The sequence below is a fragment of the Aliiroseovarius sp. YM-037 genome (genome assembly GCF_048060095.1).
Lineage (GTDB): Bacteria > Pseudomonadota > Alphaproteobacteria > Rhodobacterales > Rhodobacteraceae > JBLUOA01.
The window spans coordinates 174,664-201,096 of the sequence record NZ_JBLUOA010000003.1; the positions used below are offsets into that span (position 1 = coordinate 174,664).

The following is a 26,433-nucleotide window of genomic DNA, read 5'->3' on the forward strand; positions in this document are numbered from 1 at the left end:
GTGGTGCGGAGTGGAGAATGGATACAGATCTCGTATTCGTTGTTGGTATTGTGCTTGGCGGTTTGGCTATTCCGTCGATTATCGGGGCGTTTTCGCATGCGCGGGCGCCCCGGGTTGCGATGATTATGATAGTGATTTCCGGCGCGATGATCGTCTATGCGATGAAACAAAAGCCGAGCGGGTATACGATACAGGATATCCCCTCGGCTTTTTCGCGGGTGGTTGATCGCTATCTGAACTAGCCTTTTTAGCGTTATTTCCTCTTGAAAGACCTGACGATGCCGCTTATACGGCGGCTTCTGACCGCGCGACCGGCCCGAAGTGGCATGCCGAGTCGTGTGTTAACCGCCCGAAACTGAGGAGACGGAAATGCCCAAAATGAAGACGAAATCGAGCTGCAAAAAGCGGTTCAAGATCACGGCCAGCGGCCGCGTGAAGGCCGGTCAGGCCGGTAAGCGCCACGGCATGATCAAACGCACCAACAAATTCCTGCGCGACGCGCGTGGAACCACGGTTCTGTCAAAGGCTGATGAAAAGATCATCAAGCCGATGATGCCGTATTCGCGCTAAGGAGGATTTGATCAATGGCACGCGTTAAAGGTGGGACAGTAACCCACGCCCGTCACAAGAAAATCACCGACGCTGCGAAAGGCTATTACGGCCGTCGTAAGAACACCTTCAAGGTGGCCGCGCAGGCAGTCGACAAAGCAAACCAATACGCAACACGCGATCGCAAGAACCGCAAGCGCAACTTCCGCGCGCTGTGGATTCAGCGGATCAACGCGGCTGTGCGGGGCCACGACGAAGCGCTGACATACAGCCGTTTCATCAATGGCCTGTCGCTGGCTGGCATCGAGGTGGACCGCAAAGTCCTCGCCGATCTGGCCGTGCATGAGCCCGAAGCGTTTGGCGCCATCGTCGAAAAGGCGAAGGCCGCGCTCGCGTAAGCAGACCTCATTTCTGAGGGACAGTTTGGAAGCCGCGGACCTTTACGGGTCTCGCGGCTTCTTGCGCTTTCAGCCCTGTGAAGTTAGCAGGACGTAAGCAAAACCAAAGGGAAGCCCGATGGACGATCTGAGGCAAAAATATCTCGACGCAATCGCTGGTGCCGCGGATGAAAATTCGCTGGAAGACTTGCGCGTGCAGGCGGTCGGCAAGAAGGGCGAAGTGTCCCTGAAAATGCGCGAACTGGGCAAGATGACGCCAGAGGAACGGCAGGTCGCCGGGCCGAAGCTGAACGCCCTGAAGGATGAGATCAGTTCGGCCCTGTCCGCGAAGAAAGCGGCGCTTGGTGACGCGGCGTTGGACGCGCGACTGGCGACCGAATGGCTTGACGTGACACTGCCGGGCCGCCCCCGGCGCACGGGCACGATCCACCCGGTCAGCCAGGTGACGGAAGAAGTCACGGCGATCTTTGCCGACATGGGTTTCGCCGTGGCCGAGGGGCCGCAGATCGAAAGCGACTGGTATAATTTCGACGCGTTGAACATCCCCAGCCATCACCCCGCACGGGCTGAGATGGATACGTTCTACATGCACCGCGAGGATGGCGACAACCGCCCGCCGCACGTCTTGCGCACCCACACCAGCCCCGTGCAGATCCGGCATATGCAGGACAACGGCGCCCCCTGCCGCATCATCGCGCCGGGGCGAGTTTACCGGGCCGATTACGACCAAACGCACACGCCGATGTTCCACCAGATCGAAGGGCTTGCCATCGACAAGGATATCTCGATGGCGAACCTGAAATGGGTGCTGGAAGAATTCTTTGCCGCGTTCTTTGAAATCGACGGTATCAAGACCCGGTTCCGCGCGTCCCACTTCCCGTTTACGGAGCCGTCGGCAGAGGTCGACATCCAGTGTTCGTGGGTCGATGGACAGCTAAAGATCGGCGAGGGCGACGACTGGATGGAAGTGCTCGGCTCCGGCATGGTGCACCCGAAGGTGCTGACCGCTGCGGGCGTCGACCCCGAAGAATGGCAGGGCTTTGCCTTTGGCATGGGCATCGACCGGATCGCCATGCTGAAATACGGCATCCCAGATTTGCGGGCGTTCTTTGATTCAGACCTGCGCTGGCTGCGGCATTACGGGTTCGGCGCGTTGCAGCAGCCGAATTTGCATGGGGGTGTGAGCGGGTGAAGCGCAACCTTGATCTAATTCGTGACATCCTCTTCGCATTGGAAGAGTCGGATGATTGGCAGTTCATCGAGACCTGCGATGGTGATGAAGCGGACGACGAAGATGCCAGAGCTTACCATCGACGCCTAATGATGGATCAGGGACTGCTTACAAGACAAGGGAAGTACGGATATCGGATGACGTCTGCCGGGCACGACTATTTGGACGCCATACGAGATGATGGAATCTGGAAAAAAACGAAGAACGGTGCCGCGAAGGTCGGTGGCATGACAATTGGTCTAGTAAGGGACTTGGCTATCGCCTACGTCAAGCAGGAAGCCAACGAAAAACTGGGAATAAAAATATGAAATTCACACTTTCCTGGCTGAAAGACCACCTCGACACCACGGCTTCTGTGGATGAGATTGCCTATGCCCTCACCGACCTCGGGCTTGAGGTTGAAGGCATCGAAAATCCGCTCGAAAAATTCGGGGCGTTTACGCTTGGGCTTGTGAAAGAGGCGAAGCAGCATCCGGATGCGGATCGGCTGCGGGTGTGTCAGGTCGAAACTGACGAGGGCATCAAGCAGATCGTCTGTGGTGCGCCGAATGCGCGCGAAGGGATCATCGTCGTGATCGCCAAGCCGGGCATGTATATTCCGGGCATCGACACCACCATTCAGGTTGGCAAAATCCGCGGCGTTGAGAGCCACGGCATGATGTGTTCCGAGCGCGAGATGGAGCTTTCGGACGAACATGACGGCATCATCGAACTGCCCTCCGGCAAGGTCGGGGACAAGTTCATCGACTGGCTCGCTGAAAACGACCCTGCCAAAGTCGATCCGGTGATTGAGATCGCGATCACCCCGAACCGCCCCGATGCGCTTGGCGTGCGGGGGATTGCCCGCGATCTGGCGGCGCGGGGACTCGGCACGATGAAAGCGCGGGATGTCGAACCCGTGCCTGCGGCGTTCGACAGCGATATGACCGTCACGATCGACGACGATACGCTTGACGGTTGCCCGCTGTTCTGCGGGCGCGTGATCCGGGGCGTGAAGAACGGGCCGAGTCCCCAGTGGCTGCAGGACGTGCTGCGCGCCATCGGGCTGCGGCCCATCAGCTTCCTCGTCGATGTGACGAACTTCTTCACCTATGACCGGAACCGGCCGTTGCATGTCTTTGATCTGGATAAGGTCAAGGGCGGGCTGCGGGTGCATCGCGCGAAGGGGGGTGAAACCCTGATGGCGCTCGACGACAAGGAATACATGTTCGAAGCGGGGCATATGGTCATTTCGGACGACGAAGGACCAGAGAGCATCGCCGGGATCATGGGTGGGCTGGCCACCGGCTGCACCGAAGACACGGTGAACGTGTTCGTTGAATCGGCCTATTGGGACCCGGTGCAGATCGCCCATACGGGCCGGGCGCTGAAGATCAATTCAGACGCGCGGTATCGGTTTGAACGCGGCGTCGATCCGGCGTTCACGCCTGAAGGGCTGGAACACGCGGTGCGGATGATAGTGGACAATGCGGGTGGCGAGGCCAGCCAGTTGATCCAGGCGGGGGCGGTGCCGGATACCGACCGGGCCTATGAACTGGATACGGCCCGTGTGGTGTCGCTGGTTGGCATGGAAATCCCGGCGGAGGAGCAGCGGGAAACACTGACCGCGCTCGGCTTCCGGATGGAGGGCGACATGGCCCACGTCCCAAGCTGGCGGCCCGATGTGCAAGGGCAGGCCGATCTGGTCGAGGAGGTCGCGCGTGTTGCCTCCCTGACCAAGCTTGAGGGCAAGCCTCTTGGCCGCGTCAGCGCAGGCGTTCCGCGCCCGATCCTGACGCCGATCCAGAAACGCGAATGGACCGCGCGGCGGACGATGGCGGCGCTCGGCTACAACGAATGTGTGACCTACAGCTTTGTCGATAAGGCCGGGGCGAAGCAGTTTGGCGGTGGCGACGATGCGACGATGCTCGCCAACCCGATTTCATCCGAGATGAGCCATATGCGCCCGTCGCTGTTGCCGGGGCTTCTGCAAGCCGCCGCTCGCAATCAGGCGCGGGGCTACATGGACCTTGCACTGTTTGAGGTCGGCCCGGTGTTTCACGGTGCGGAGCCGGAGGAGCAGGAAGTGCTCGTCACCGGGATACTCGTCGGGCATAGCGGACCGAAAGACCGGCTTGGCACGCGCCGCCCGGTTGACACGTTCGATGCCAAGGCGGACGCAGAGGCGGTGCTGTCCGCCATCGGCGCGCCCGCCAAGCTGACCTACCTGCGCGATGTGAACGAATGGTGGCATCCGGGGCGGTCGGCGAAGGTGTCTTTGGGTCCAAAAAACGTGCTGGGGGCGTTCGGTGAGTTGCATCCTCGCGCGATTGAAGCGATGGGCGTGAAGGGGCCAGTCGTGGCTTTCGCGATCCATCTGGCGAATGTGCCGTTCCCGAAATCGAAGGCAACGACCCGGCCCGCGCTGAAGGCCAGCACTTTGCAAGCGGTGGAGCGTGATTTTGCCTTTGTCGTGGATGCGAGTGTCGAGGCGCAAGCGCTGGTGAATGCCGCGGCGGGCGCTGACAAGGCAATGATCGAATCCGTGCGTGTGTTTGACGAATTCATCGGCGGATCGCTGGGCGAAGGGAAAAAATCGCTCGCCATCACGGTGCGGATGCAGCCGGTGGACAAGACCTTGACCGAAGCGGATATCGAAGCGGTTGCGGTTAAGGTTGTCGAGAAAGTGTCCAAAGCCACCGGCGGCGCGTTGCGCGGTTAGGGCGGGATTGAGTATTTTGGGCAAGATGAAACTGGGCGCTGCGAAGGAGTGATGACATGACGTTGAAGGTTTATCTGTCGGGTGAGATTCACACGGACTGGCGCGAGCAGATTGTCGAAGGTGCGCAGGGGCTCGACGTGAGTTTTGACAGCCCGGTGACGGATCATGATGCGAGCGATGATTGCGGGGTCGCGATCCTTGGGGCCGAAGACAGCAAGTATTGGCATGACCACAAGGGTGCGATGGTCAACGCAATCCGTACCCGCAAGGGGATTGCGGATGCGGATGTCGTCGTCGTGCGGTTTGGCGAGAAATACAAGCAGTGGAATGCGGCGTTTGATGCGGGATATGCCGCAGCGCTCGGCAAATCGCTGATCGTGCTGCACGGGCCCGAGCATCAGCATCCGCTGAAAGAGGTCGACGCGGCAGCGCTTGCCGTGGCAAAGGAGCCGCGTCAGGTGGTTGAGATTTTGCGCTACGTTCTGACCGGTGCGCTGCCGGGTTAGTCGCGGGGTGGATTAACCAGCCCGGCCTGAACGGCTGGGCGATCAAGGAAGCGGTCGAGGTAAGCGGGCACGCGTTCGAGCTTGTCCCATTCGACGAGTTCCCCCGCCTCATAAAAATCGCGCACCGTCCGCAGCCACGGCGCGATGGCGATGTCGGCGATGGAGTAATCCCCAGCAATCCAGTCACGTCCGACAAGCTGCTTGTCGATCACGCCCAGCAGCCGTTTGGATTCGTTGATGTATCTTTCGGCGGGCCGACGGTCTTCGATTTCCGAGCCGGCGAATTTCACGAAGTAGCCCATTTGCCCGAACATCGGGCCGACGCCACCCATCTGAAACATTAGCCATTGCAGCACTTCGTAGCGAATAGCCGGGTCTTTCGGCAATAATTTGCCGGTCTTCTCGGCGAGGTAAATCAGGATAGCACCCGATTCAAACAACGGCAAAGCGGCGCCGCCCGGACCGTTCGGATCGATGATCGCGGGGATTTTATTGTTTGGATTCAGCGATAGAAACGCTTCGGTGAACTGGTCGTTATCCATGATCGACACCTTGTGGGCGTCGTATTTCAGGCCCATCTCCTCAAGCGCGATGGAGGCTTTCACGCCGTTCGGAGTGGTGAACGAATAAAGCTGGATCGCGTCCGGGTCTTTCGGTGGCCAGTGCTTTGCAATCGGAAAATCTGTGAGTTTTGTCATTCTGTGCGCCCTTCTGGTGTCAGAGGGGAGAACTAAGCACGTTTTCCCATAGTTCCAGATGATTTTTCCTGCATTTTCCCGCATAGTTAACGTGCGCTGATGAACAGAATGGGATCGGCGCCGTTTTTTGTGGGACAGGAAGGAAATGCAATGTTGAGTGAGTTCAAGGATTTCATTGCCAAGGGCAATGTGATGGATATGGCCGTCGGTATCATTATCGGCGCGGCGTTTACCGCGATTGTGACGTCGCTGGTCGAAGATTTGATCAACCCGATCATCGGTCTTTTCATGGGTGGTGTGGATTTCTCAAGTATGGGAATCCCACTTGGCGACGGCGAAGACGCTGGCGTTTTTGCCTACGGTAACTTCATCATGGCGCTGATCAACTTCCTGATCATCGCGTGGGTCGTGTTCATGCTGGTGCGCTACGTCAACAAGGTGAAAGCAGCAGCTGAGAAGCCCGATGATGTTGAACCGGAAGTCGAAACCGGGCCGAGCGAAACCGATCTGCTGATTGAAATTCGGGACTCGCTCGCGAAACGCTGATTGCTGCGGGATGTTCGAAAATGAAAAGGCCCGCCGGTTTGGCGGGCCTTTTTTATCGTTACTTTTTCAGCGCGATCTGTGGGGAAACGACGTCGATCCCGAGCGCCTTGCCGACGGCGTAGTAGGTCAACTCTCCGGCATGGACGTTGAGGCCGTTCAGCAGGTGCGGGTCATCTTCGCACGCCTTGCGCCAGCCCTTATCCGCAAGGGACAGCATGAATGGCATCGTGGCGTTGCCAAGCGCGATGGTTGAGGTGCGGGCAACCGCACCTGGCATGTTGGCGACGCAGTAGTGCATGATGCCGTCGACTTCATAGACCGGATCTTGGTGTGTGGTTGCCTTTGACGTTTCAAAGCAACCGCCTTGGTCAATTGCAACGTCCACCAATGCTGCGCCCGGTTTCAGCTCTGACAATTGCGCGCGGCTGATCAGTTTCGGCGCGGCGGCGCCGGGGATCAGGACAGCACCGATAATCATGTCGGCCTGCTGGGCAAGCTCGATCGTGTTGCCAGCAGAGGCGTAGCTGGTTTTGAACGTGCCGCCAAAGACATCGTCGAGATAGCGCAGGCGGGTCAGAGACCGGTCGAGTACGGTGACGTCCGCGCCCATGCCAGCAGCGATTTTGGCTGCGTGGGTGCCGACGACGCCGCCACCGATCACGACAACGCGTGCGGGGCCAACACCGGGGACGCCGCCCATCAGAACGCCGCGCCCGCCGTTTGCCTTTTGCAGCGTCCATGCGCCGACCTGCGGGGCCAACCGCCCGGCAACCTCGGACATAGGGGCAAGCAGCGGTAGCGCGCCGCGATCATCGGTAACCGTTTCATAGGCGATGCAGGTCGCGCCGCTTTCCAGCAGGTCTTTGGTTTGCTCGGGATCGGGGGCGAGATGCAGATAGGTGAACAGCAACTGGCCTTCGCGAAGCATCTTGCGTTCGCCGGGCTGCGGCTCCTTGACCTTCACGATCATGTCGGCCTGTTCAAACACCTCTTTCGCAGTGCCGAGGATTTTCGCGCCAGCGGCGATATAGTCCTCGTCCGGGAAACCTGCGCCGACCCCGGCGCTGGTTTCGATAACGACGTCGTGGCCATGCGCGACAGCTTCTTGCGCGGCGTTCGGGGTCATGCCGACGCGGAATTCCTGCGGCTTGATCTCTTTCGGGCATCCGATTTTCATGGGGCTCTCCTCCCTAAAATTTCTGCGCGCACTCTGGCAAATTTCAAATGCAATTGCTTGGGGAAAACGGTGGTTTCAGACGGCGTGTTTGGGTAATACTTCGAAGAAATACCACAGATATAGAAGGAATGTGCGCAAGGATGTCACTCGACAGTATAGACCGCCGAATCTTGATTCAGCTTCAAAAGCAGGGGCGTATGTCGAATGCCGATCTGGCAGAGAGAATCAATCTATCCCCTTCGGCCTGCCACCGCCGCGTTCAAAGGCTTGAGGCGGACGGCTATATCCGCGATTACGTTGCCCTTCTGGACCCCCGCAAGGTTGAATGCCCATCGACCGTATTTGTTGAAATTGCGCTGCTTGGTCAAACGGATGAAGTGCTTGAAGCGTTTGAGCGTGAGGTTGCGAAAATCCCCGCGGTTCTTGAATGTCACCTGATGGCCGGAAAGTCGGATTATCTGTTGAAGGTCGTCGCGCAAGACACTGAGGATTTCGCCCAGATACACCGCCGTTACCTTGCCCGGCTTCCGGGGGTCACGCAGATGCACTCGTCTTTTGCACTACGAACGGTGTTCAAGACGACGGCGCTTCCGATCTGAAAGTTGCTTCCGACTTACCGTTGACTTTAATTAGCTTATAAGTTAATTAACGGAAATGCAAATTAATGGAAGCCAATGCAAGACCTGACAACAATGTTCGCCGCCCTCGGCGACCCGACGCGGTTTTCAATTGTCGAACGGTTGCTGGCTGAAGGGGAGCTTTCCGCCGGAGAGCTTCAGTCCGGCTTTGATATGTCGGCCCCCGCGATTTCGCGGCACCTGAACGTGTTGCGTAACGCCGGGTTGCTTGATCGACGGGCGGAAAAGCAGCAGCGCATTTATTCGATACGCTCCGATACGATGCAGGGCATCAGCGATTGGGTTGAGCGGCACAGAGCATTCTGGGATGGCAGCCTTGCCCGTCTGGAACACGCCTTGATGGCAGAGAGGGACCGGAAATGACCGTCTTGGAAATTGAACGCACATTCGCAGCCCCGATTGAACAGGTCTTTGAATTCGTGACACAGCCCGAACATCTGATGAAGTGGTGGGGGCCGGAAGGGACCAATGTTTCAAACGGGAACCTTGATCTGACCAGCACCGGTGCGTGGGATTCCACGATGAAAAGCCAGCAAGGCAATGAATACAAGGTCAGCGGCCAAGTCACGCAAGTCAAGCGCCCGAACCTCGTCGCCTTCACATGGGGTTGGCACGACGAAAACGATGCGCGTGGCCATGAAAGCCATGTTATGATCGAACTTCAGGCCGATGGTGACGATCGCACGCGGTTTAGGCTGACGCATCAGAAGCTTGTCGATGAGGAAAGCGTCGAGAACCATAACATTGGCTGGACGTCTTCGATCAAAAAACTCGAACGCTGTTTCGAATAACAACCAACGGGAGGATAAAATGCCAAATTTCGTATTCGCTTACCACGGCGGCAAAATGCCGGAGACCGAAGAAGAAGGTGCCAAGGAAATGGCCGCCTGGGGCGCTTGGTTTGAACAGATGGGGTCTGCGGTCGTCGATCCCGGTAATCCCGTCGGGATGTCAAAAACCGTCAGCGCAGATGGTGTTGAGGATAGCGGTGGCGCGAACCCGGTATCAGGCTACACCGTGGTGTCGGCCGACACGATCGACGCGGCCTGCGACATGGCGAAGGGTTGCCCTATCCTGAAACACGGAACCGTCGAAGTGGCAGAGGTGCATGTGATCGACATGTAGATCACCTGCCGCCAAACGACCCCGCGCCTTTTCAGAAACCAATAGGATTGGAGCCTTTATCATGCCGAATTTTGTCTTTGCCTTTCATGGCGGAAGTATGCCCGACACCCCGGAAGAAAGCGCCAAGGTCATGGCCGAATGGGGCGCGTGGATGGAAGGAATGGGCAGCGCCCTCGTGCATCCGGGCGCGCCGGTCGGAAAATCCAGCACGGTCAGCCAGTCTGGCGTCGCGGATGATGGCGGGCCAAACCCGATTTCCGGCTTTATTGTCGTTGAAGCGAGCGATCAGAACGCCGCCGTTGAAATGGCCAAGGGCTGCCCCGGCCTCAAGACCGAAGCGACCGTTGAGGTCGCGGAAATGATGCAGATGTAGGCAAACCGCCTGCCTTAGAAAAAACAAACCCCCGGGCGATGGCTCGGGGGTCGTTTTTTGGCAATCGAAACTGCCCAGGTTCTTTGAAAGCGGCGCTTAGAGCATTCCCTCGCGCTGTGCTTTCTTCCGAGCCAGCTTGCGTGCACGGCGAATTGCTTCGGCCTTGCAGCGTGCTTTTTTCTCGGACGGCTTTTCATACGCCTGACGAAGCTTCATCTCACGAAAGACACCTTCGCGCTGCAGCTTCTTTTTCAGGGCACGAAGCGCCTGATCGACGTTGTTGTCGCGAACACTGACCTGCATGTGGTTGTCACCACCTTCCTAAGTTAAAGTTGCAATAGATTGCAGGAAGCCGCCGTATAGCAAAGCGCTTTGGCTTTGTCTACTACTGCGGATGAACAGTGGAAGGGGATGTGATGACACCCGAAAACCCGGTGAAAACCAAGTTGTTGCAAGCGGCGCTGCCGCATGTCGCCTTTGATGGTTGGGGGGAGGAGACATTTCGCGCCGCCGCGGCGGACGCGGATATTGCGATGGACCTTGCGACATCTGTCTGCCCGCGCGGTGCGGTCGATCTGGCCATCGCGTTCCACGAGGCGGGTGATAGCGCTATGGTCGATGCGCTCGCCCAAGAGGATTTAAGCGATATGCGCTTTCGCGACCGGATCGCGCGGGCCGTGCAACTGCGGTTGGAAGCGGTTGAGGATAAGGAACTCGTCCGGCGCGGCACGTCGCTGTTTTCGCTGCCCCAGCATGCGCCCGACGGGGCGAGGCTGATCTGGGGCACGGTGGATAAAATCTGGACCGCGCTTGGCGACACGTCCGAAGATGTGAACTGGTATAGCAAACGGGCGACGCTGTCTGCGGTCTATGGTGCGACGGTTCTGTTCTGGCTTGGCGATCAAACCGAGGGCGACAGCGCGACTTGGGCGTTTCTGGATCGGCGCATCGATAACGTGATGCAGTTTGAAAAGGTGAAGGCAAACGTGCAGAAACTGCCGCTGGTCGGCCCATTGATCGACGCAACGCTTGGGCAGATTCGCGCGCCGACGGCCGGACCGATGCGCGATGTGCCGGGCACCTGGACCGATGAAAGGACAAACACCGAATGACCACGCCGAAGACGATGCGCGCTATTGAAATCACCAAACCCGGCGATCCGTCTGTTTTGCAGACGGTGGACCGCCCTGTGCCAAAGCCGGGTTATGGCGAATTGCTGATCCGCTTGGCCTATGCCGGGGTGAATCGCCCCGACGCCTTGCAACGCGCTGGCGCATACGCTCCGCCCCCCACGGCAAGCGATCTGCCGGGGTTGGAAGGCGCTGGCGAAGTCGCCGCAGTTGGCGAGGGTGTCACGGGCTGGGCTGTGGGCGACGCGGTCTGCGCCTTACTGCCGGGCGGCGGGTATGCGGAATACGTCACGACCCCAGCCGCCCACGCGCTGCCAGTGCCGGATGGAATGTCGATGGACAAGGCCGCGTGCTTGCCAGAGACGTATTTCACCGTCTGGTCCAACGTCTTCATGCGTGGCCGTTTGCAGGCGGGGGAAAGGTTTTTGGTCCACGGCGGATCATCGGGGATCGGCACGACCGCGATCCAACTTGCACATCATTTCGGCGCGCGGGTCTTTACGACCGCGGGGTCTGATGAAAAATGCCGGGTATGCCGTGAATTGGGGGCGGAAAGGGCGATCAACTATCGCTCCGAAGACTTCGCAGAGATCGTCCGGGCCGAAGGCGGTGCGAATCTGATCCTTGACATGGTCGGCGGCGATTACATTCCCCGCAACATAAAAACTCTCGCGGATGAGGGGCGCATGGTCCATATCGCGTTCTTGTCCGGCCCGAAGGCGGAGGTGAACTTTGCCCAGATCATGGCGCGGCGATTGACCGTCACGGGTTCTACCCTGCGGCCTCAATCCGACCTCGCGAAAGCGCGGATTGCCGATGCGTTACGCGAACAGGTCTGGCCATTGCTGTCGGAGGGCCGTATCGGCCCGATTATGGATTCGGAGTTTCCGCTGGAAGACGCGACAGAGGCGCACAGGCGGATGGAAAGCTCTGACCATATCGGAAAGATCGTTCTGAAGGTCGGATAGCGGGCCTTGGTGTCGGTTTTCGCCTGACACGTCCCGCAAAATGTAGCCATAAGGCCATCGCAATAAAGACGAGGACGACGCATGGCCTTGATGCTGGGGATAGATACGGGCGGGACGTATACCGATGCCGTGCTGCTGCGCGATGAAACGGATGTGGTGGCCAAGGCAAAATCCCTGACGACGCGCCATGACCTCGCGCTCGGCGTTGGTGACGCGATTGCGCGGGTGATGGACGAAAGCGGGGCGGCGGCTTCCGATATCGGGCTGGTGTCGTTGTCGACAACGCTTGCCACCAACGCGCTGGTTGAGGGGCAGGGCGGGCGCGTTGCGCTGATCTTCATCGGGTTTGACGAAAAGGATCTGAATCGGCAGGGGTTGTCCGACGCGCTGAAGGGCGATCCGGCGCTGCGCCTTTCGGGCGGGCATACCCATGCGGGCAACGCGGTCGCGCCGCTTGATACGGGTGCATTGCGCGACTGGCTCGCGACCTATGGTGGCCAGATTTCAGGCTTCGCCGTTGCCGGGGCGTTCGCAACCCGTAACCCAGCGCATGAGCTTGAAGCGCAGGCGATCATTGCGGAGCTGACGGGCAAGCCGGTATCCTGCTCGCACCACCTGTCGTCAAAGCTGAATGGGCCTAAGCGGGCGATGACCGCCGTTCTGAACGCGCGTCTGATCGGTATGATCGACCATCTGATTTCCGCGACCGAAGGGTTGCTGGACACGCTCGGCGTCACCGCCCCGCTGATGGTTGTTCGCGGCGACGGCGCGTTGATCTCCGCCGAAATGGCACGCGGCCGCCCGATTGAAACGATCCTGTCCGGCCCCGCCGCCTCTATCGTCGGGGCGCAATGGCTGACCGGGGAAGGCAACGCGCTGGTGTCCGACATTGGCGGCACGACCACCGACGTTGCCCTGCTGCGGGACGGAAAACCGACGATTGACCCCAACGGTGCGCAGGTCGGTGGATTCAGAACGATGGTCGAAGCCGTCGCGATGCGCACAAGCGGTCTTGGCGGTGATAGTGAGGTTCATGCAATCTCGGTCGGGTTGGGCGATGGCTTGTTCCTCGGCCCGCAACGGGTGATCCCGATTGCGCTGACCGCCCACAACGCGCCCGCGATGGTGCACGACGCGCTCGACCGCCAGCTTGCGGCAGATGTGAACACAGATTCCGACGGGCGCTTTGTCGTTCCGGTCTTACGGGTGGACCCGCAAGTGGCCGGCTTGTCGGAGAGGGAGGCCGCATTGCTCGCCCGGATTAGCGACCGCAGCTACCCGCTGACGGGCCTTCTGAACAGCCGGATGGAGATCGCATCGCTAAGACGGCTTGTCGAACGTGGGCTGGTCCAGATGTCCGCCATCACACCAACGGATGCGAGCCATGTGCTGGGTGGCATGGCGGAATGGGATACGGACGCGGCGACGAAAGCCCTGCGTCTGTTCGCCCGCAGCCGCGGCAAGCTGGGCGATCCGATGGCAGCGTCGGCGGAGGCATTGGCCGAAGCCATCCTTCGCCAGTTGACCGATCAGACCAGCACCGTTTTGCTGGAGGCCACGTTTGATGATGACGACGGGTTTACCGGTGATCCGATGGCGCTCGCCCGGCATGAATTGCTGCTGAAGGGGATTGCTGGACATAGCGGCCTGATCGCCGCCGATATCCGTCTGAACATCCCCGTCGTCGGTCTTGGCGCGTCGGCGCACGCCTATTACCCGGCGGTGGGGGAACGGCTGCGCACGCAGATGATCCTGCCCGAACACGCTGAAATCGCGAATGCCCTCGGCGCGATTGTCGGGCAGATCAGCATCCGGGAATCCGGGATCGTTACGGTGCCCGCCAAGGCGCAATATCGCGCCCACTTGCCCGATGGCGGCGTGGATTTCGGCACCGAAAACGCGGCGCTGGAATGTCTTGAGACGCATTTGACCGAAGCCGCGAAGGCCGGTGCACTTGCCGCCGGGGCGGAAGACGTGCGCATCAGCGTAGAGCGGACGTTTCAGCGGACGGGTGAGGAAGGGGTCGATACGTTGCTTGAGGCCGACGTGATCGTCACCGCGTCTGGCCGCCCCCGGATTGCGATTGGGTGAGCGGCGATAAGAGATTAGTGCCTCCGGCGGGGATATTTATGGAAAGATGAAAGCGTGCTACCGGATCACGTCCATCGTTGCACGGTTAAGGTTGCAGTCGCGCTGAACATCCGCGCCGCAGTCCCGGAACTCAAGGGAACGGGTGAGACAAATCCGGGCTTCCTGTATGCCGCCGTCCTTGCAGGTGATCGTGATCTGGCCTGCCGAGAGGTTCGGGTTCGCGGCCAGAAACGCCTCCTCAACCACAGAGGCTGGCAGGCGGATCGGTTGCTTCAGGCGGCGGAAGGCATCGGGGTGGGTGACGGTGGCGTAAGCTTCACGCGACAGTGCGAAATAGGCGTCAGAGGACAGGCCAGAGCATCGCCCGTGCTTCTGCCACTGATGCCACGCAAGGCCGGAAGAGCCCATGATATCAGCCATCGCGCGGGTGTCGGAACGGGATGGGTTGCGGTGGCGTGTTGGGCAAAAGCTTGGCCAACCCCGATCATACTGGGGCCAGAGTCCGTGCAGAATCCACCCGAAGTCATGCCGCGCATCGCATTGATCCGCGTCCCGCGCATCACCTTCGCGGATGCACCAATTGGGCGACCAAGACAGCGACAGGACGTAATAGTCAAACTCGCCCGCTGTTTCACCGTCAGCGCGGGCCAACCCGACGCCAAGCGCGAGAACCAACAAAGACTGCGTAATCAGGCGCATTTCCTCTTCCCTCTTTCGCGTATCGGCACTATACAGCCGCCAAGTTCCCCGACAACGAGAACCCGCCCGCGCGAGGGCTGCCCCCTCAAGGGCGCGGGGAAGACGTGTTTAAAGGAGAAAGCAATGTCCAAACCGATCATGGCAAAAGCGACCGCCGTTTGGCTGGTGGACAACACCACAATCAGCTTCAAGCAGATCGCGGACTTCGCGGGGCTGCACGAACTGGAAGTGCAAGGGATTGCCGATGGCGACGTTGCAGCCGGCGTGAAGGGCTTTGACCCGATCGCGAACAACCAGTTGACGCAGGAAGAGATCGACGCAGCCGAGAAAGACCCGCTGCATAAGCTGAAGCTGAAATACTACGCCGCCGCCCAGGGCGAGGAAAAACGCCGTGGTCCACGCTACACCCCGCTGTCAAAGCGTCAGGATCGCCCGGCTTCTATTCTGTGGCTGGTGAAATTCCATCCCGAACTGACCGATGGCCAGATCTCAAAACTTGTCGGCACGACGAAGCCGACGATTCAGGCGATCCGTGAAAGAACGCATTGGAATATCAACAATATTCAGCCGATTGACCCCGTCGCGCTGGGCCTTTGCAAGCAATCGGAGCTTGACGCCGTTGTGCAGAAAGCCGCTGCGAAAAAGGCCCGCGAGGGTGAGGTGATGTCGGACGACGAACGGCGCAAGCTGGTATCGACCGAGCAATCGCTTGAGATGGACTCCGAGCCGAAAATCCCCACGGCGATTGAGGGTTTGGAGACCTTCACTCTCAGCGAAGACAAGCCGGAAGAGCGGGAGAAGCCGGTCGACGCGGACAGCTTCTTTAACCTGCCGGACAGCGATGAAGATGAGGACGAAGACGACAAATAGGTCGCGCGTCCGCTGCGGAATTCGAAAACCCCGGTCGGTTGGCCGGGGTTCTTCTGTTTGCGGGGATCTGTTTCGTGGGGCACCCCCATTCGGTTCTATTTCGTGGCTGTGACGACTGATACCTCAACAACTTGATTGGTTTCTGAAAACCTGAATACGACTTCGTATCTCAGAAGGGGATCAAACCCCGTTAGGGCTCGAATCCATGAGGGATTTCTTTCCCTGTATCGTTCTGTCGCCCAGTAGGCCGACATATGTGAAACTGGCTGTGTTTCGTAGCGAACGACATAATCTTCACCTCGATATTTGTGGAGTTCGCTCAACTCAAACCCGTGATACACCAACCACTGCTGAAGCCTCTCAAGATTCCCAAGGCTGCGCGCGATCCGAAACAGGCAGACCTCGGCACCGCGTCCGGTTCCTGTTCGGTCCCAATCAATCAGCAGCAGGTTCGGTTCTCTTCTGTTCCATTCGGTGCGGACCAGGCAGCGTTCTACATCCGGATATTCATGAATGGCCCGGCGAAACTGCCGCCATCGCGCTTGTTCGTTGTCCATGACGCGGCCCAGAAACATAAACGGATCGCTTTCTTGGGTCGCCAAATGATCAAATTCAATGCGGCAGGTATTGGTTTTCCGGCAGTCGTCCCAGTGGGTGTCGAGGGCTTCGTCGGCTTGGGCGTTGCCGACCGCAAGGGAGTAAATCGTTACCGCAGAAGCGAAAAATAATCTATGATTCAATATTTTAACTCACCCAAGTGACTGTCGAACTCAAAATTCAGTCAATCAAAAGTTGTGGCGAGTGGCAAGCGCAGATGGGCCATCGTGTTGGACGCCGTCAGAAAACAGTCTGACGTGCCCTTGAAAGGAAAAATCCATGCCCATCGCTGTTGCGGCATTCAAGGCCGTTCCTTGAGGAATGGCAGGTGATGCCGCCGAATTGCCCGGTGACGCCGTATTCCGCACGCTCGAACCCGTCGCGGTTGCGGTTTAGTGGCCCGCAGATCATCTGGACCGGCCCGGTGTCGAACATCAGAAAGCTGTGCCCCCAATCCGACGTGCAATTGGTCGGGCGCGGTGCGGCAGGTGCGCTGTGATGTTCGATGATCGTGCATTCAAGGTCGGCGCCGTTGACACCCTCACCGACGACGCATTGGATGTTTTCCGATGGCGTTTCAAACGTCCAGACATCCGCGATTGTAGGTGAGGCGGTTGCCGTTATCATCAAGAAAATAAGGCGCAACATGCTAAATCCCTCTCAATAAATAAATGACTTTCAATGCAGTCATGATAGTGGCCCAAGGGTGTGCTGTCATCTGGTTGTGGTCGCGAGGTTGCGGAGCGGACTAGAAAATTCCCCGGCCCTCGAAAATAAGTCTTGCGCGACTCTGCGTTCGGCCCTAAATGCGCGCTTATAGACGCCAACGCACGCGCCTCTGGCCGATGGTCACGCACCTCCGTGTTTACGTAGCGACGGTAACGTCTCCCTTGGAACTGAGCGGTCTCGGGCGGAATCTCCGCACAATGGCCGGGTCTATTGGAGATGACCATGAACGCTTTCGTAACCGGCCTTGTCGGCGGCGCTGTCGCTGACCGTTCTTCCCGCATCCACGACTACATCCGGGCGACCGCGTTTGACCGGCCTACGCTGGTTCTGGATACGGCGATTGTGGCGGAACACTACCGCGCTTTGAAGGCGGGGCTGGGCCGGGCGCATGTGCATTATGCGGTCAAGGCGAACCCGACGCGGGAGATCATCGAGACCCTGATCGCGCAAGGGTCGCGTTTCGATGCGGCATCGCGGGGCGAGATCGAGCTTTGCCTGAGCCTTGGTGCTGCGCCGGAGCATATTTCTTTCGGCAACACGGTCAAGCGGGCGTCGGACATTGCGTTTGCACATCAGGCGGGGATCGCGGTGTTCGCAGCGGACGCGGAAGAAGAGCTTGAGAAGATTGCAGAGCACGCGCCGGGGGCAGAGGTTTACATCCGCCTGATCGTCGATGCGTCGGAGGCCGACTGGCCGCTGTCGCGGAAGTTCGGCTGTGCGCGGGACAAGGCGTTGGGGCTGCTGGGCTATGCGCGGGACCTGGGGCTAAAGCCGGTTGGATTCTCGTTCCATGTCGGGTCGCAAACCCGGCGGGCGGCGATGTGGCGAGTGACGCTGGATCAGGTGGCGTCGGTCTGGAGCGCGGCGATCGAGGCGGGGTTTGACCTTGACCTGCTGAACATCGGCGGGGGCTTTCCGGCGTTTTACGGCGACGACATTCCGCACCCGACGGTTTACGCGGCGGATGTTATGGCGTTGGTTGCCGAGCGGTTCGGCGACGTGCCGCGCGTGATGGCGGAGCCGGGCCGCGGGCTGGTCGCAGAGGCCGGCATGATTGCTGCCGAGGTTCTGCTGGTGTCCAAGAAATCCGACAACGACCTGCACCGGTGGGTGTATCTTGATATCGGCAAGTTCTCCGGCCTCGCGGAAACGATGGACGAGGCGATCCGCTATCAGTTCATCACCGACCGCGACCACGAAGACATGGGTGCCTGCATCCTGGCCGGGCCGAGTTGCGACAGTGCCGACGTGCTTTACGAAAAGCGCCCGGTGATGCTGCCGCTGGGGTTGAAATCCGGTGACCGGTTCATCATCCGCAACTGTGGTGCCTACACCTCAAGCTACTCGTCCGTGGGGTTCAACGGTTTCCCGCCGCTTGACGTTATCGCGATCTGAAACGCGGGAGGAGGCTGCCCCCGGCGTTCAGGGAGGGCGTCGGGGTCAGACTGATTTACGGGCCTTGAGCGCGGCACTGATCGTGCCGTCGTCGAGGTAGTCAAGCTCCCCCCCAATCGGGACGCCCTGGGCGAGCGAGGTGACACGCACCTCGCTGCCGTCGAACTGATCCGCGATGTAATGGGCGGTGGTCTGGCCGTCGATTGTCGCGTTGAGGGCGAGGATGATTTCGGTCACGTTTTCATCACGAACCCGGTCGAGCAGCTTGGGCAGGCGGAGTTCTTCCGGCCCGATTGCGTCGAGCGCGGACAGCGTGCCGCCAAGCACGTGATAACGGCCCTTGAACACCTGCGCGCGCTCCATCGCCCAGAGGTCGGCGACATCTTCGACGACACAAATCTCACCGATTTCGCGTTTGGGAGAGCGGCAGATGTCGCATTTTTCCTCGGTCCCGATATTGCCGCAGGTCAGGCATTCGCGTGCGGTCACGGCGACCTGATGCATGGCATCGGCCAGCGGGGTCAGCAACATGCCACGCTTCTTGATGAGGTGCAGCACCGCGCGACGGGCAGAGCGGGGGCCGAGGCCCGGCAGTTTTGCCATCATGTCGATCAGGTGATCGATGTCGCGGGGGGCGTCGGTCATCGGACGTCGGTGATATTGATCGCGACCCGCCAGAGATTTTGAGCCTCCGGCAGGGATATTTTTGAAAAATGGTGGGGCGGTTGCCGCATCAAAACGGCAGTTTCACGTCTGGCGGCAGGCCCATGGATGTCGTCAGGTTGCGCATTTCTTCTTCGCTACGGGCTTGCGCCTTTGCCTGCGCGTCCTTGATCGCGGCGAGGATCAGGTCTTCGACCACTTCCTTGTCATCGGCGTTGAAGATTGACGGGTCGATGTCGAGCCCGGTCAATTCACCCTTCGCTGTCGCAGTGGCTTTGACCATGCCCGCCCCGCTTTCACCGGTGACGGTGATCGACGCGAGGCTGTCCTGCATTTCGGCCATCTTGCCTTGCAGTTCCTGCGCCTGTTTCATCATTTTGCCCATGTCGCCGAGTTGGCCCAGACCTTTAAACATTATGTCTCTCTCCTAGTCTTCTTCGAACGGGTCCCATTCATCGGGAACCTCTGGCAATGCTTCGGCTGCCGCGTCCGCTTCGATTTCCTTGGCTGTTCTGATATCCGTGATTGCCGCGTCTGGAAAGGTGTCAAAAACGGCCTGAACCAGCGGATGGGCGCGGGCTTCGGATTTCAGAGCTTCGCCTTCGGCGTCGCGGTCTTCGGCAATCGTCGTGCCGCCACCGTTGCCAACGACGCTGACGCCCCAGCGCGCGCCGGTCCAGCCCTGTAACTTTTGGCCAAGCCGTTGGGCAAGGTCGCCGGGCGCATCATTGGTCGGCTGGAATTCGATACGGCCGGGGGTGTAGCTGACGAGACGCAGGCAGGTTTCAACCTCGACCAGTAGCTTGACGTCGCGGTTGGCGCGGATCAGGGCGACCACCTGATCGAACTGGGCGTAGCGGGCAAGGGCGTTTTCGGGCGCAACGGCGAGGGCGGTCGCCGCACCGGATGCCTGCACGCCGCCGCTTGGGGCGGAGGACGTGGCGCGCGGGGCCGCTTGGCCGCCTTGCGTGGTTGTTCCGTTAGGCGTCGCGCCGCCGCCGCTTGGTGTCGGCGGGGGCGGCGTGTTTTGCAGCTTGCGCACAAGGTCTTCGGGCGAGGGCAGGTCCGCGACATGGGTCAGGCGGATCACGGCCATTTCGGCGGCCATCATGGCGTTCGGGGCGTGGGCGACTTCTTCCAGTGCTTTCAGTAACATTTGCCACATCCGGGCCATGACGCGCATTGGAAGGTCGTCGGCGACGGCACGGCCACGGGCGCGTTCATCGGGCGAAACGGTGGGGTCTTCGGCCGCTTCGGGGGTAATCTTGATGACGCTGATCCAATGGGTGATCTCAGCCAGATCGCGCAGCACGGCGAGCGGATCGGCCCCATCGGCATATTGGCCGGACAGTTCCGTCAGCGCCCCGGCGGCGTCGCCTTTCATAATCATGTCGAACAGGTCGAGCACACGGCCCCGATCCGCAAGGCCCAGCATCGCGCGGACCTGATCGGCGGTCGTCTCGCCTGCGCCATGCGAGATTGCCTGATCCAGTAGCGATTGCGCGTCACGGGCGGAGCCTTCGGCGGCGCGGGTGATGAGGGCGAGCGCGTCGTCGGTAATTTCGGCCTTTTCGGCATCGGCGATCTTGCGCAGAAGCGCGATCATCACTTCGGGTTCGATCCGGCGCAGGTCGAACCGCTGGCAGCGCGACAGGACGGTGACGGGCACCTTGCGGATTTCGGTCGTGGCGAAGATGAATTTCACATGGGCGGGGGGTTCTTCCAGCGTCTTCAGCAGCGCGTTGAACGCGCTGGTCGACAGCATGTGAACCTCATCGATAATGAAAATCTTGTAACGGGCCGAGGCGGCGCGATAGCTGACCGTTTCTATGATCGCGTCGCGGATGTTCTGAACGCCCGTGTGACTGGCGGCGTCCATCTCCATCACATCGACATGGCGGCCTTCCATGATGGCGACGCAATGTTCGCATTCGCCGCACGGGTCTGTCGTCGGTCCACCTTCGCCATCGGGGCCGATGCAGTTCATGCCCTTGGCGATGATCCGCGCGGTCGTGGTTTTGCCGGTGCCCCGGATGCCGGTCATGATGAACGCCTGCGCGATACGGTCGGCGGCAAAGGCGTTTTTCAGGGTGCGCACCATCGCATCCTGACCGACAAGATCGGCAAAGGTTTCGGGCCGGTATTTGCGGGCGAGCACCTGATAGCCGGTATCGTCAGGCTTGGACATTGCGACCTCGGATTCGTGACATTGGCAAAACCTACTGGCAGAGGCGCGTGGCGTCCACCGGTTCTAGAGGCTCCAGAGGATTGCGCCGACGCAAAGCGTGGCGAAGGTCATGGCAATCGCCAGCCCAGTGAAGTTCTTGGTCGGGGTCGCTTCGGCATCGTTGCGGTCAAGGCGATCGTAGGTCTTTCGGGCCTGACGGCGCGCGGCCCAGAAGATCAGGATTGCGATACACAGAAAAACCGAGGCGACCAGTTTGGCCGCCCAGGTCGGTTCAAATTCGCCAAAGACCGCTTTCAGGCCGACCGCGACGCCGATTGCGCCCATGCCCATACCCATCCAACTAGCGAAGGTGCGTTCATTGGCGAGGATCGTGCGATCCTCTGCCCAATCGGTGCGGTCTTCGGCCATGTCTTCGCGTTCGCCCATAGGGAAACGTTAGGGCGTGGATTGAGGGGGCGCAACGGTCACCGGCCCTTTCGGTTCTTTGCTTCGTCCTGATGGCGTTTGTAGAATTTGCCGAGCGCCTTGTTACGGGCGCGGGATTCGGCCAGCGTTTCGCTATTGCGGGCGTCTTCGCGTTCGAGCTTTTGCCAGCGGCGCAGGCGGGCGGGGTCGAGCCGTCCGGCGGCGATTTCGGCCTGTATCGCGCAGCCGGGTTCGGTGTCGTGCTGGCAATCGCGGAACTTGCAACCTTCGGCCAATTCCGTGAGGTCCGCAAAGACCGCATCGATCCCATCGGATGCGTCGTGGAGCCTGAGCGCACGCATACCTGGTGTATCAACCAGCCAACCGCCGTGTGTCGCGGGATACAGGTTGCGGGCGGTCGTGGTGTGGCGGCCTTTCGCGTCATCCTCGCGAATGTCCTGGGTCAGCAGGGCTTGTCCCGTCAGGGTCGCAGTGAGGGTCGACTTGCCTACGCCGGAGGAGCCGAGCAGCGCTGCGGTTTGCCCCTTGCGCCACCAGTCGAACAGCCGCGCCGCCTGATCCTTGTCGCGGGCGTCGAGCGCGAGGACGGGAAGCGCTGGGGCGAGGGTTTCAGCCTGTGCGACATAGCGGTCAGCGTCGTCGCAGAGGTCGGGTTTGGTCAGCACGATCACCGGCTGGCAGCCCGCGCTTTCAGCGAGCACGAGGTAACGTTCCAGCCGCGCCGGGTTGAAGTCGGCGTTACACGAACTGACGATGAAAAGCGTATCGACATTGGCGGCGAGCAGCTGCTGGCGCGCATCTTCGCCAGAGGCGCGGCGGGAGAGGGTCGTGAGGCGGTCGAGCAGTCGGATGACAAGGGCGCTGTCGTCGATCATCACCCAATCGCCGACTGCGATCCCGGACGTGGGCAGATCGGGGGGAGTGACCAGCGTGCGTGGGCCGGATTCGGTCAGCGCCTCCACCGCGGCGCGGTGGACGGAGGTAATGCGGGCAGGGGTATAGGTTTCAAGTTCTTCCACGGAGAGCTGCATCATGAAGTGGGCCGACCAGCCGAGGTCGGAAAGCGTGTGAGACATTAGATTTCCTGTCAACGGAACAACTGGGCATATCGCACCGCCCATGCAGGCGCGATCTGCGTGTGTTCAGGCAGGATGGCGGGTTTGTCCGCTAGAATCCGGCCTGAGGGATGTATGTGACAATCATGAAGTCCCTCCCGTTCCGTTGCTGACCCTCTCGACATTTTGCTTCGCAAAAGGTCTGCCGGGCTTCGCATAACGGCTTTTGGGGCCGTTATTGCTTAGGTGAGAGGCTGGACAACGACCCAAGCGAGGCTCGTTACGGCTGCTTCCTTCCGGACCTGACCGGGTTGGCGAGGTGCCTGCCCGCGCCAACCTCTCACCTTGGTATGTAGGGGAAGGCTGGCGGATTCGCAAGATGGTGGATTGGTTGTTCGGGGCAAGCGGAGTTATGGTTACCCTCGCCGCTGACGCGGCTCAGGATTTGGATATTTGTGGAAAGATGAAAGCCGGGCGCGAGTGGTTGCCGCGCCCGGATGCTATGGGTCAGAGGCTGATACGGAACAGCGCGAAGCCTTCGGGGCCGTCGCCTGCCGGTTCGATTTCGAGGGTTTCGACCTGATCAATGTAGTCCTGCGCCTTTGGTCCGGTTTCAAACACAACGCTGGTGTCGGGCAACGGTGCGAAGGACCAATTGGAGTCAGCCTTCGGGTTGATCGTGCCCTGTTCGACGATATAGCGCACGATTACATCGCGGTTGGTATCCGGCCCTTCAAAGATGATCGTAGAGCCGTCGGCACCGGGGAAATCCCCACCGCCAGAGGCGCGATAGTTATTCGTTGCGATAACGAATTCCTGATCGGGGGTCACGGGTTCACCGTTGTAGGTCAGGTTGGTGATCCGGTTTGCGTCAGGGTTTTCAAGTGCGCCTTTCGGGCCGAATTTCGACGGCTGGCTGATATCGATCTGGTAGCTGACGCCGTCGATCACGTCGAAGTTGTAACTGGGGAAGTCGGGGTTCAGCAGTAGCTGATCCGCTTCGCCAGGTGTCACCCGATTGAAGATCCCGGCGGAGCGTTCGAGCCAGTCCTTGAGTTGCGCGCCGTTGATCTTCACCGCGCGGACGGTGTTGGGGTAGAGGTAAAGATCGGCCACGTTCTTGATCGCGACATCACCGACCGGCACGTCGGTGTAGTATTCTGGGCCGCCCCGACCGCCGGCCTTGAACGGGGCAGCGGCGGAGAGAATCGGCAGGCCCGCATATTCCGTGCCTTCCATCATTTCGCCGATATACCACTCCTGCGCGATGGAAACGATCTGCACCGATGGGTCATCCGCGACGAGGGCGAAGTAGCTGTGAAGCGGTGCGTCGGTCTTCCCAACGGCACGGCGCACATAAGCAAGCGTTTCCTCGTGTTCCTGCGCAACAGAGTCGAGCACGTATTGCGCGTCCTCGACCAATGGCGTGATTGAGCGATCCTCGTTTCGCTGGGAAATCGGGCGCGTCGTGCTTTCATGCGCCGCGATGCGCCAGCCGTCGCCGTCGCGTTCTAGCATCAGGTCGATCAGCCCAAGGTGTGAGCCCCAGAAGCCGCCCATCGCGGCGGGTTTGCCCATCAGCGTACCGGTGGCGGTGTCGACCCCGGCAAGACCCTCGAACCGATCGCTTGGGAAGACAAGGTGCTGGTGCCCGGTCAGGATCGCGTCGATGCCTTCGACGGCAGCCAAAGCGACAGAGGCGTTTTCCAACCCCTCTTTCTCTTCCGCGTCGGCGATGCCGGAGTGGCTGAGCGCGATGATGATGTCGGCGCCGGCCTCTTTCATCTCAGGCACCCAGGCGCGGGCGGCTTCGACGATGTCACGGACTTCGACATTGCCCTCAAGGTGCTTGCGGTCCCAGTTCATGATCTGGGGTGGGACAAAGCCTATGATGCCCACCTTGATCGCGTGTTCCTCGCCTGCGCCATCGGTCACGGTGCGGTCCATCAGGGAGTAGGGTTTCAGCAGCCCTTCATCTTCGCGCGGAGAGGCGCCCTTTTTACGCAGCACGTTGGCGGATACGATGGGGAAGTCGGCCCCTGCGAGCGATTTCATCAGGAAATCAAGGCCATAGTTGAATTCGTGGTTGCCAAGGGTCGACGCGTCAAACCCCACGGTGTTCATCGCGGTGATGACCGGGTGCATGTCGCCCTCTTTCATCCCGCGTTCATAGGCGATGTAGTCGCCCATCGGGTTGCCTTGCAAAAAGTCGCCATTGTCGAATAGCAGCGCGTTCGTCGCCTCTGCCTTGATTTCGTCGATGATCGACGCAACGCGGGACAGGCCGACCGTGTCGATTGGTTTGTCCGAATAATAATCATACGGGTAGACGTGGACGTGCAAATCGGTGGTTTCCATGATCCGCAGGTGGGCTTGGTTGGTGGCCGCGTGCACGGAGAAAGGGTGGAGTGTGAACAAGGTCGCTCCCGCCATGCCGCCGGCAAGGAAATGTCGGCGATTGAGTACTGTTGCTGGTTTATAGGTCATGGTTTCCCCCCAAGGTTTGGTTGCCAGAGTAATAGGGTCGTCGCATGACGTTAGCTTGACGGTAGCGGCGGGCGATCCGATTGGCCAGCCGTTTGAGAGAGTGAACGAGATATTATTCTCGCCAAGATTGTATGCGGCCGCGCCATCCCTTTCAGAATTGCAGGAAAGTCGTGTGCGTGCGAGAGATACGCAATGATGGGGCAGGTAAAATGAAAATAGCTGAGCAGGTGACATTTGGCGGCGCTGGCATCAATCGCGCGGCAGAGTTGCGGGGCGATTCGGATGAGATTGACGCCATGTTGGGGGCGACGGCCACGCGGTTTTTGCCGCTGTGGCGCGGAAAGCCGTTGATTGGTGGCGAGGATCGGAATCGTCTGGCGTTTCTATCCGGCGGGCACGATGTTCTGGGCTATGCGACCGAGGCACCGATCTTTCTAGGGATGGACGATGAGGGCGCGATCTTTGCGCTCGATATCTCGGCGTGGGCGCCGGAGGATGTTGACCCAGAGGCGCTTGGCCAATTTCTCGACCCGAGCGAACAGCACCATGCAGGACTCGTGCCGGACGAGCGGTTCAGTGAACTCAGGGCAGTGATGGCACGGCTGACCCCGCGGGATGCGGAAGTCGCGGCGACGGCGAAGGCCGTGCTCGGCTGGCATCAAACGCACGGGTTTTGTGCGGCGTGTGGGCAGAAGAGCGAAATCGTCATGGCGGGCTGGCAGCGACAATGCCCGGACTGCGGTGCGATGCATTTCCCGAGGACCGATCCGGTTGTCATCATGCTGATCCTTAACGGCAATGACGTTCTGATCGGGCGCAGCCCCGGATGGCCCGAGGGGATGTATTCACTGCTTGCTGGATTTGTCGAACCTGGAGAGCCGATAGAAGCGGCTGTGAGGCGTGAGGTGTTTGAGGAAACCGGCGTCAGGGTCGGTGCGGTCAGCTATCTTGCCAGCCAGCCGTGGCCGTTTCCGGCATCGTTGATGATCGGCTGCCACGGTGTTGCCGAAAGCCGTGACATCACGATCGATCCGGCAGAGATCGAGGATGCGCTGTGGCTGTCCCGCGAGGATATGATGCAGGCGATTTCCGGACAGCACCCCACGTTGCTGCCCGCCCGCAAAGGGTCCATCGCCCATTTCCTGCTGTCGAACTGGCTTGCGGATCGGTTGGATTAACGCCACAACAATGGC

At 60.0% G+C, this 26,433-nt stretch carries 31 protein-coding genes and 1 other RNA gene; 19 read left to right on the top strand and 13 right to left on the bottom strand.

Features of this window, described 5'->3' with window-relative positions; genetic code table 11:
• Window positions 1-17: 17 nt before the first annotated feature.
• The 7 genes from ACEWPJ_RS14065 to ACEWPJ_RS14095 all read left to right on the top strand — a co-directional run bounded on the left by ACEWPJ_RS14065 (window position 18) and on the right by ACEWPJ_RS14095 (window position 5,385).
• Window positions 18-242 carry a hypothetical protein gene (locus ACEWPJ_RS14065; protein ID WP_416513740.1) on the top strand — a complete coding sequence of 75 codons (225 nt, stop codon included), beginning with the start codon at window positions 18-20 and terminating at the stop codon, window positions 240-242.
• Window positions 243-369: 127 nt separating this feature from the next.
• Window positions 370-570, top strand: coding sequence for a 50S ribosomal protein L35 (gene rpmI, locus ACEWPJ_RS14070; RefSeq protein ID WP_416513741.1), 201 nt, complete (start codon window positions 370-372; stop codon window positions 568-570).
• Between the two features lie 14 nt (window positions 571-584).
• A complete protein-coding gene (gene rplT / locus ACEWPJ_RS14075; RefSeq protein ID WP_416513742.1) occupies window positions 585-947 on the top strand; it encodes a 50S ribosomal protein L20 in 363 nt (120 codons plus the stop codon).
• Window positions 948-1,065: 118 nt separating this feature from the next.
• Window positions 1,066-2,139, top strand: a complete 1,074-nt coding sequence (pheS, locus tag ACEWPJ_RS14080) for a phenylalanine--tRNA ligase subunit alpha (protein WP_416513743.1) — start codon at window positions 1,066-1,068, stop codon at window positions 2,137-2,139.
• Window positions 2,136-2,486: a DUF2513 domain-containing protein gene (locus ACEWPJ_RS14085; protein WP_416513744.1), complete on the top strand. Its 351-nt coding sequence runs from the start codon at window positions 2,136-2,138 to the stop codon at window positions 2,484-2,486. Before pheS ends, ACEWPJ_RS14085 begins: the two co-directional genes overlap by 4 nt.
• Window positions 2,483-4,879, top strand: coding sequence for a phenylalanine--tRNA ligase subunit beta (pheT, locus tag ACEWPJ_RS14090; RefSeq protein WP_416513745.1), 2,397 nt, complete (start codon window positions 2,483-2,485; stop codon window positions 4,877-4,879). The genes ACEWPJ_RS14085 and pheT overlap by 4 nt, the downstream gene beginning before the upstream one ends.
• 56 nt (window positions 4,880-4,935) lie before the next feature.
• A complete protein-coding gene (locus ACEWPJ_RS14095) occupies window positions 4,936-5,385 on the top strand; it encodes a YtoQ family protein (protein WP_416513746.1) in 450 nt (149 codons plus the stop codon).
• Here ACEWPJ_RS14095 and ACEWPJ_RS14100 read toward each other — a convergent pair.
• Window positions 5,382-6,083 (bottom strand): glutathione S-transferase N-terminal domain-containing protein, encoded by a 702-nt coding sequence (locus ACEWPJ_RS14100; RefSeq protein ID WP_416513747.1) that lies wholly within the window; start codon window positions 6,081-6,083, stop codon window positions 5,382-5,384. The genes ACEWPJ_RS14095 and ACEWPJ_RS14100 overlap by 4 nt on opposite strands.
• A gap of 150 nt (window positions 6,084-6,233) precedes the next feature.
• On the opposite strand from ACEWPJ_RS14100, the gene mscL reads away from it, so the two are divergent.
• A complete protein-coding gene (mscL, locus tag ACEWPJ_RS14105) occupies window positions 6,234-6,629 on the top strand; it encodes a large-conductance mechanosensitive channel protein MscL (RefSeq protein WP_416513748.1) in 396 nt (131 codons plus the stop codon).
• 58 nt (window positions 6,630-6,687) lie between these two features.
• On the opposite strand, the gene ald is transcribed toward mscL, so the two are convergent.
• A complete protein-coding gene (gene ald, locus ACEWPJ_RS14110) occupies window positions 6,688-7,806 on the bottom strand; it encodes an alanine dehydrogenase (protein ID WP_416513749.1) in 1,119 nt (372 codons plus the stop codon).
• Window positions 7,807-7,946: 140 nt separating this feature from the next.
• Between ald and ACEWPJ_RS14115 the strand changes: the two genes are divergently transcribed.
• The 5 genes from ACEWPJ_RS14115 (at window position 7,947) to ACEWPJ_RS14135 (ending at window position 9,942) form a co-directional block, all read left to right on the top strand.
• The gene (locus ACEWPJ_RS14115; protein ID WP_416513750.1) at window positions 7,947-8,405 is read left to right on the top strand and encodes an Lrp/AsnC family transcriptional regulator; all 459 of its coding nucleotides are present in this window, start codon (window positions 7,947-7,949) and stop codon (window positions 8,403-8,405) included.
• Window positions 8,406-8,480: 75 nt separating this feature from the next.
• Window positions 8,481-8,807: an ArsR/SmtB family transcription factor gene (locus tag ACEWPJ_RS14120; protein WP_416513751.1), complete on the top strand. Its 327-nt coding sequence runs from the start codon at window positions 8,481-8,483 to the stop codon at window positions 8,805-8,807.
• Entirely contained in the window at window positions 8,804-9,235 is a 432-nt protein-coding gene (locus ACEWPJ_RS14125) for an SRPBCC family protein (protein ID WP_416513752.1), read from the top strand. Before ACEWPJ_RS14120 ends, ACEWPJ_RS14125 begins: the two co-directional genes overlap by 4 nt.
• A gap of 19 nt (window positions 9,236-9,254) precedes the next feature.
• A complete protein-coding gene (locus tag ACEWPJ_RS14130; RefSeq protein WP_416513753.1) occupies window positions 9,255-9,569 on the top strand; it encodes a hypothetical protein in 315 nt (104 codons plus the stop codon).
• A 61-nt stretch (window positions 9,570-9,630) separates the two neighbouring features.
• Complete coding sequence (locus ACEWPJ_RS14135; RefSeq protein ID WP_416513754.1) at window positions 9,631-9,942, top strand: YciI family protein; 312 nt, start codon at window positions 9,631-9,633, stop codon at window positions 9,940-9,942.
• A gap of 96 nt (window positions 9,943-10,038) precedes the next feature.
• Here ACEWPJ_RS14135 and rpsU read toward each other — a convergent pair whose 3' ends face one another.
• Complete coding sequence (rpsU, locus tag ACEWPJ_RS14140) at window positions 10,039-10,245, bottom strand: 30S ribosomal protein S21 (RefSeq protein ID WP_416513755.1); 207 nt, start codon at window positions 10,243-10,245, stop codon at window positions 10,039-10,041.
• Between the two features lie 113 nt (window positions 10,246-10,358).
• Here rpsU and ACEWPJ_RS14145 point away from each other — a divergent pair, with 113 nt between their 5' ends.
• The 3 genes from ACEWPJ_RS14145 (at window position 10,359) to ACEWPJ_RS14155 (ending at window position 14,131) form a co-directional block, all read left to right on the top strand.
• The gene (locus ACEWPJ_RS14145; protein ID WP_416513756.1) at window positions 10,359-11,054 is read left to right on the top strand and encodes a COQ9 family protein; all 696 of its coding nucleotides are present in this window, start codon (window positions 10,359-10,361) and stop codon (window positions 11,052-11,054) included.
• Window positions 11,051-12,040 carry an NAD(P)H-quinone oxidoreductase gene (locus ACEWPJ_RS14150; RefSeq protein WP_416513757.1) on the top strand — a complete coding sequence of 330 codons (990 nt, stop codon included), beginning with the start codon at window positions 11,051-11,053 and terminating at the stop codon, window positions 12,038-12,040. Before ACEWPJ_RS14145 ends, ACEWPJ_RS14150 begins: the two co-directional genes overlap by 4 nt.
• 81 nt (window positions 12,041-12,121) lie before the next feature.
• Window positions 12,122-14,131 (top strand): hydantoinase/oxoprolinase N-terminal domain-containing protein, encoded by a 2,010-nt coding sequence (locus ACEWPJ_RS14155; RefSeq protein ID WP_416513758.1) that lies wholly within the window; start codon window positions 12,122-12,124, stop codon window positions 14,129-14,131.
• A 57-nt stretch (window positions 14,132-14,188) separates the two neighbouring features.
• Here the strand turns inward: ACEWPJ_RS14155 and ACEWPJ_RS14160 are convergent, their stop codons facing one another.
• The gene (locus ACEWPJ_RS14160) at window positions 14,189-14,830 is read right to left on the bottom strand and encodes a ribonuclease T2 family protein (protein WP_416513759.1); all 642 of its coding nucleotides are present in this window, start codon (window positions 14,828-14,830) and stop codon (window positions 14,189-14,191) included.
• Between the two features lie 123 nt (window positions 14,831-14,953).
• On the opposite strand from ACEWPJ_RS14160, the gene ACEWPJ_RS14165 reads away from it, so the two are divergent.
• Entirely contained in the window at window positions 14,954-15,700 is a 747-nt protein-coding gene (locus ACEWPJ_RS14165; RefSeq protein ID WP_416513760.1) for a DUF1013 domain-containing protein, read from the top strand.
• A gap of 95 nt (window positions 15,701-15,795) precedes the next feature.
• Here ACEWPJ_RS14165 and ACEWPJ_RS14170 read toward each other — a convergent pair whose 3' ends face one another.
• Entirely contained in the window at window positions 15,796-16,440 is a 645-nt protein-coding gene (locus ACEWPJ_RS14170) for a hypothetical protein (protein WP_416513761.1), read from the bottom strand.
• Between the two features lie 97 nt (window positions 16,441-16,537).
• Window positions 16,538-16,945 (bottom strand): DUF6636 domain-containing protein, encoded by a 408-nt coding sequence (locus ACEWPJ_RS14175; protein WP_416513762.1) that lies wholly within the window; start codon window positions 16,943-16,945, stop codon window positions 16,538-16,540.
• A gap of 303 nt (window positions 16,946-17,248) precedes the next feature.
• On the opposite strand from ACEWPJ_RS14175, the gene ACEWPJ_RS14180 reads away from it, so the two are divergent.
• Window positions 17,249-18,421 carry a type III PLP-dependent enzyme gene (locus tag ACEWPJ_RS14180; protein ID WP_416513763.1) on the top strand — a complete coding sequence of 391 codons (1,173 nt, stop codon included), beginning with the start codon at window positions 17,249-17,251 and terminating at the stop codon, window positions 18,419-18,421.
• Window positions 18,422-18,466: 45 nt separating this feature from the next.
• Here ACEWPJ_RS14180 and recR read toward each other — a convergent pair whose 3' ends face one another.
• From recR to ACEWPJ_RS14215, 7 genes are all read right to left on the bottom strand, one after another.
• Window positions 18,467-19,066, bottom strand: a complete 600-nt coding sequence (gene recR / locus ACEWPJ_RS14185) for a recombination mediator RecR (protein ID WP_416513764.1) — start codon at window positions 19,064-19,066, stop codon at window positions 18,467-18,469.
• 88 nt (window positions 19,067-19,154) lie between these two features.
• Window positions 19,155-19,499 (bottom strand): YbaB/EbfC family nucleoid-associated protein, encoded by a 345-nt coding sequence (locus tag ACEWPJ_RS14190; protein WP_416513765.1) that lies wholly within the window; start codon window positions 19,497-19,499, stop codon window positions 19,155-19,157.
• Window positions 19,500-19,511: 12 nt separating this feature from the next.
• Window positions 19,512-21,272, bottom strand: a complete 1,761-nt coding sequence (locus tag ACEWPJ_RS14195; protein ID WP_416513766.1) for a DNA polymerase III subunit gamma/tau — start codon at window positions 21,270-21,272, stop codon at window positions 19,512-19,514.
• Window positions 21,273-21,335: 63 nt separating this feature from the next.
• Window positions 21,336-21,698: a YidH family protein gene (locus ACEWPJ_RS14200; RefSeq protein WP_416513767.1), complete on the bottom strand. Its 363-nt coding sequence runs from the start codon at window positions 21,696-21,698 to the stop codon at window positions 21,336-21,338.
• Window positions 21,699-21,736: 38 nt separating this feature from the next.
• Window positions 21,737-22,774, bottom strand: coding sequence for a ribosome small subunit-dependent GTPase A (gene rsgA, locus ACEWPJ_RS14205; RefSeq protein ID WP_416513768.1), 1,038 nt, complete (start codon window positions 22,772-22,774; stop codon window positions 21,737-21,739).
• A gap of 223 nt (window positions 22,775-22,997) precedes the next feature.
• Window positions 22,998-23,096, bottom strand: an RNA gene (ffs, locus tag ACEWPJ_RS14210) — signal recognition particle sRNA small type.
• 164 nt (window positions 23,097-23,260) lie between these two features.
• Entirely contained in the window at window positions 23,261-25,240 is a 1,980-nt protein-coding gene (locus ACEWPJ_RS14215) for a bifunctional 2',3'-cyclic-nucleotide 2'-phosphodiesterase/3'-nucleotidase (RefSeq protein ID WP_416513769.1), read from the bottom strand.
• A 209-nt stretch (window positions 25,241-25,449) separates the two neighbouring features.
• Between ACEWPJ_RS14215 and nudC the strand changes: the two genes are divergently transcribed.
• Window positions 25,450-26,418, top strand: coding sequence for an NAD(+) diphosphatase (gene nudC / locus ACEWPJ_RS14220; RefSeq protein WP_416513770.1), 969 nt, complete (start codon window positions 25,450-25,452; stop codon window positions 26,416-26,418).
• Window positions 26,419-26,433: the final 15 nt, after the last annotated feature.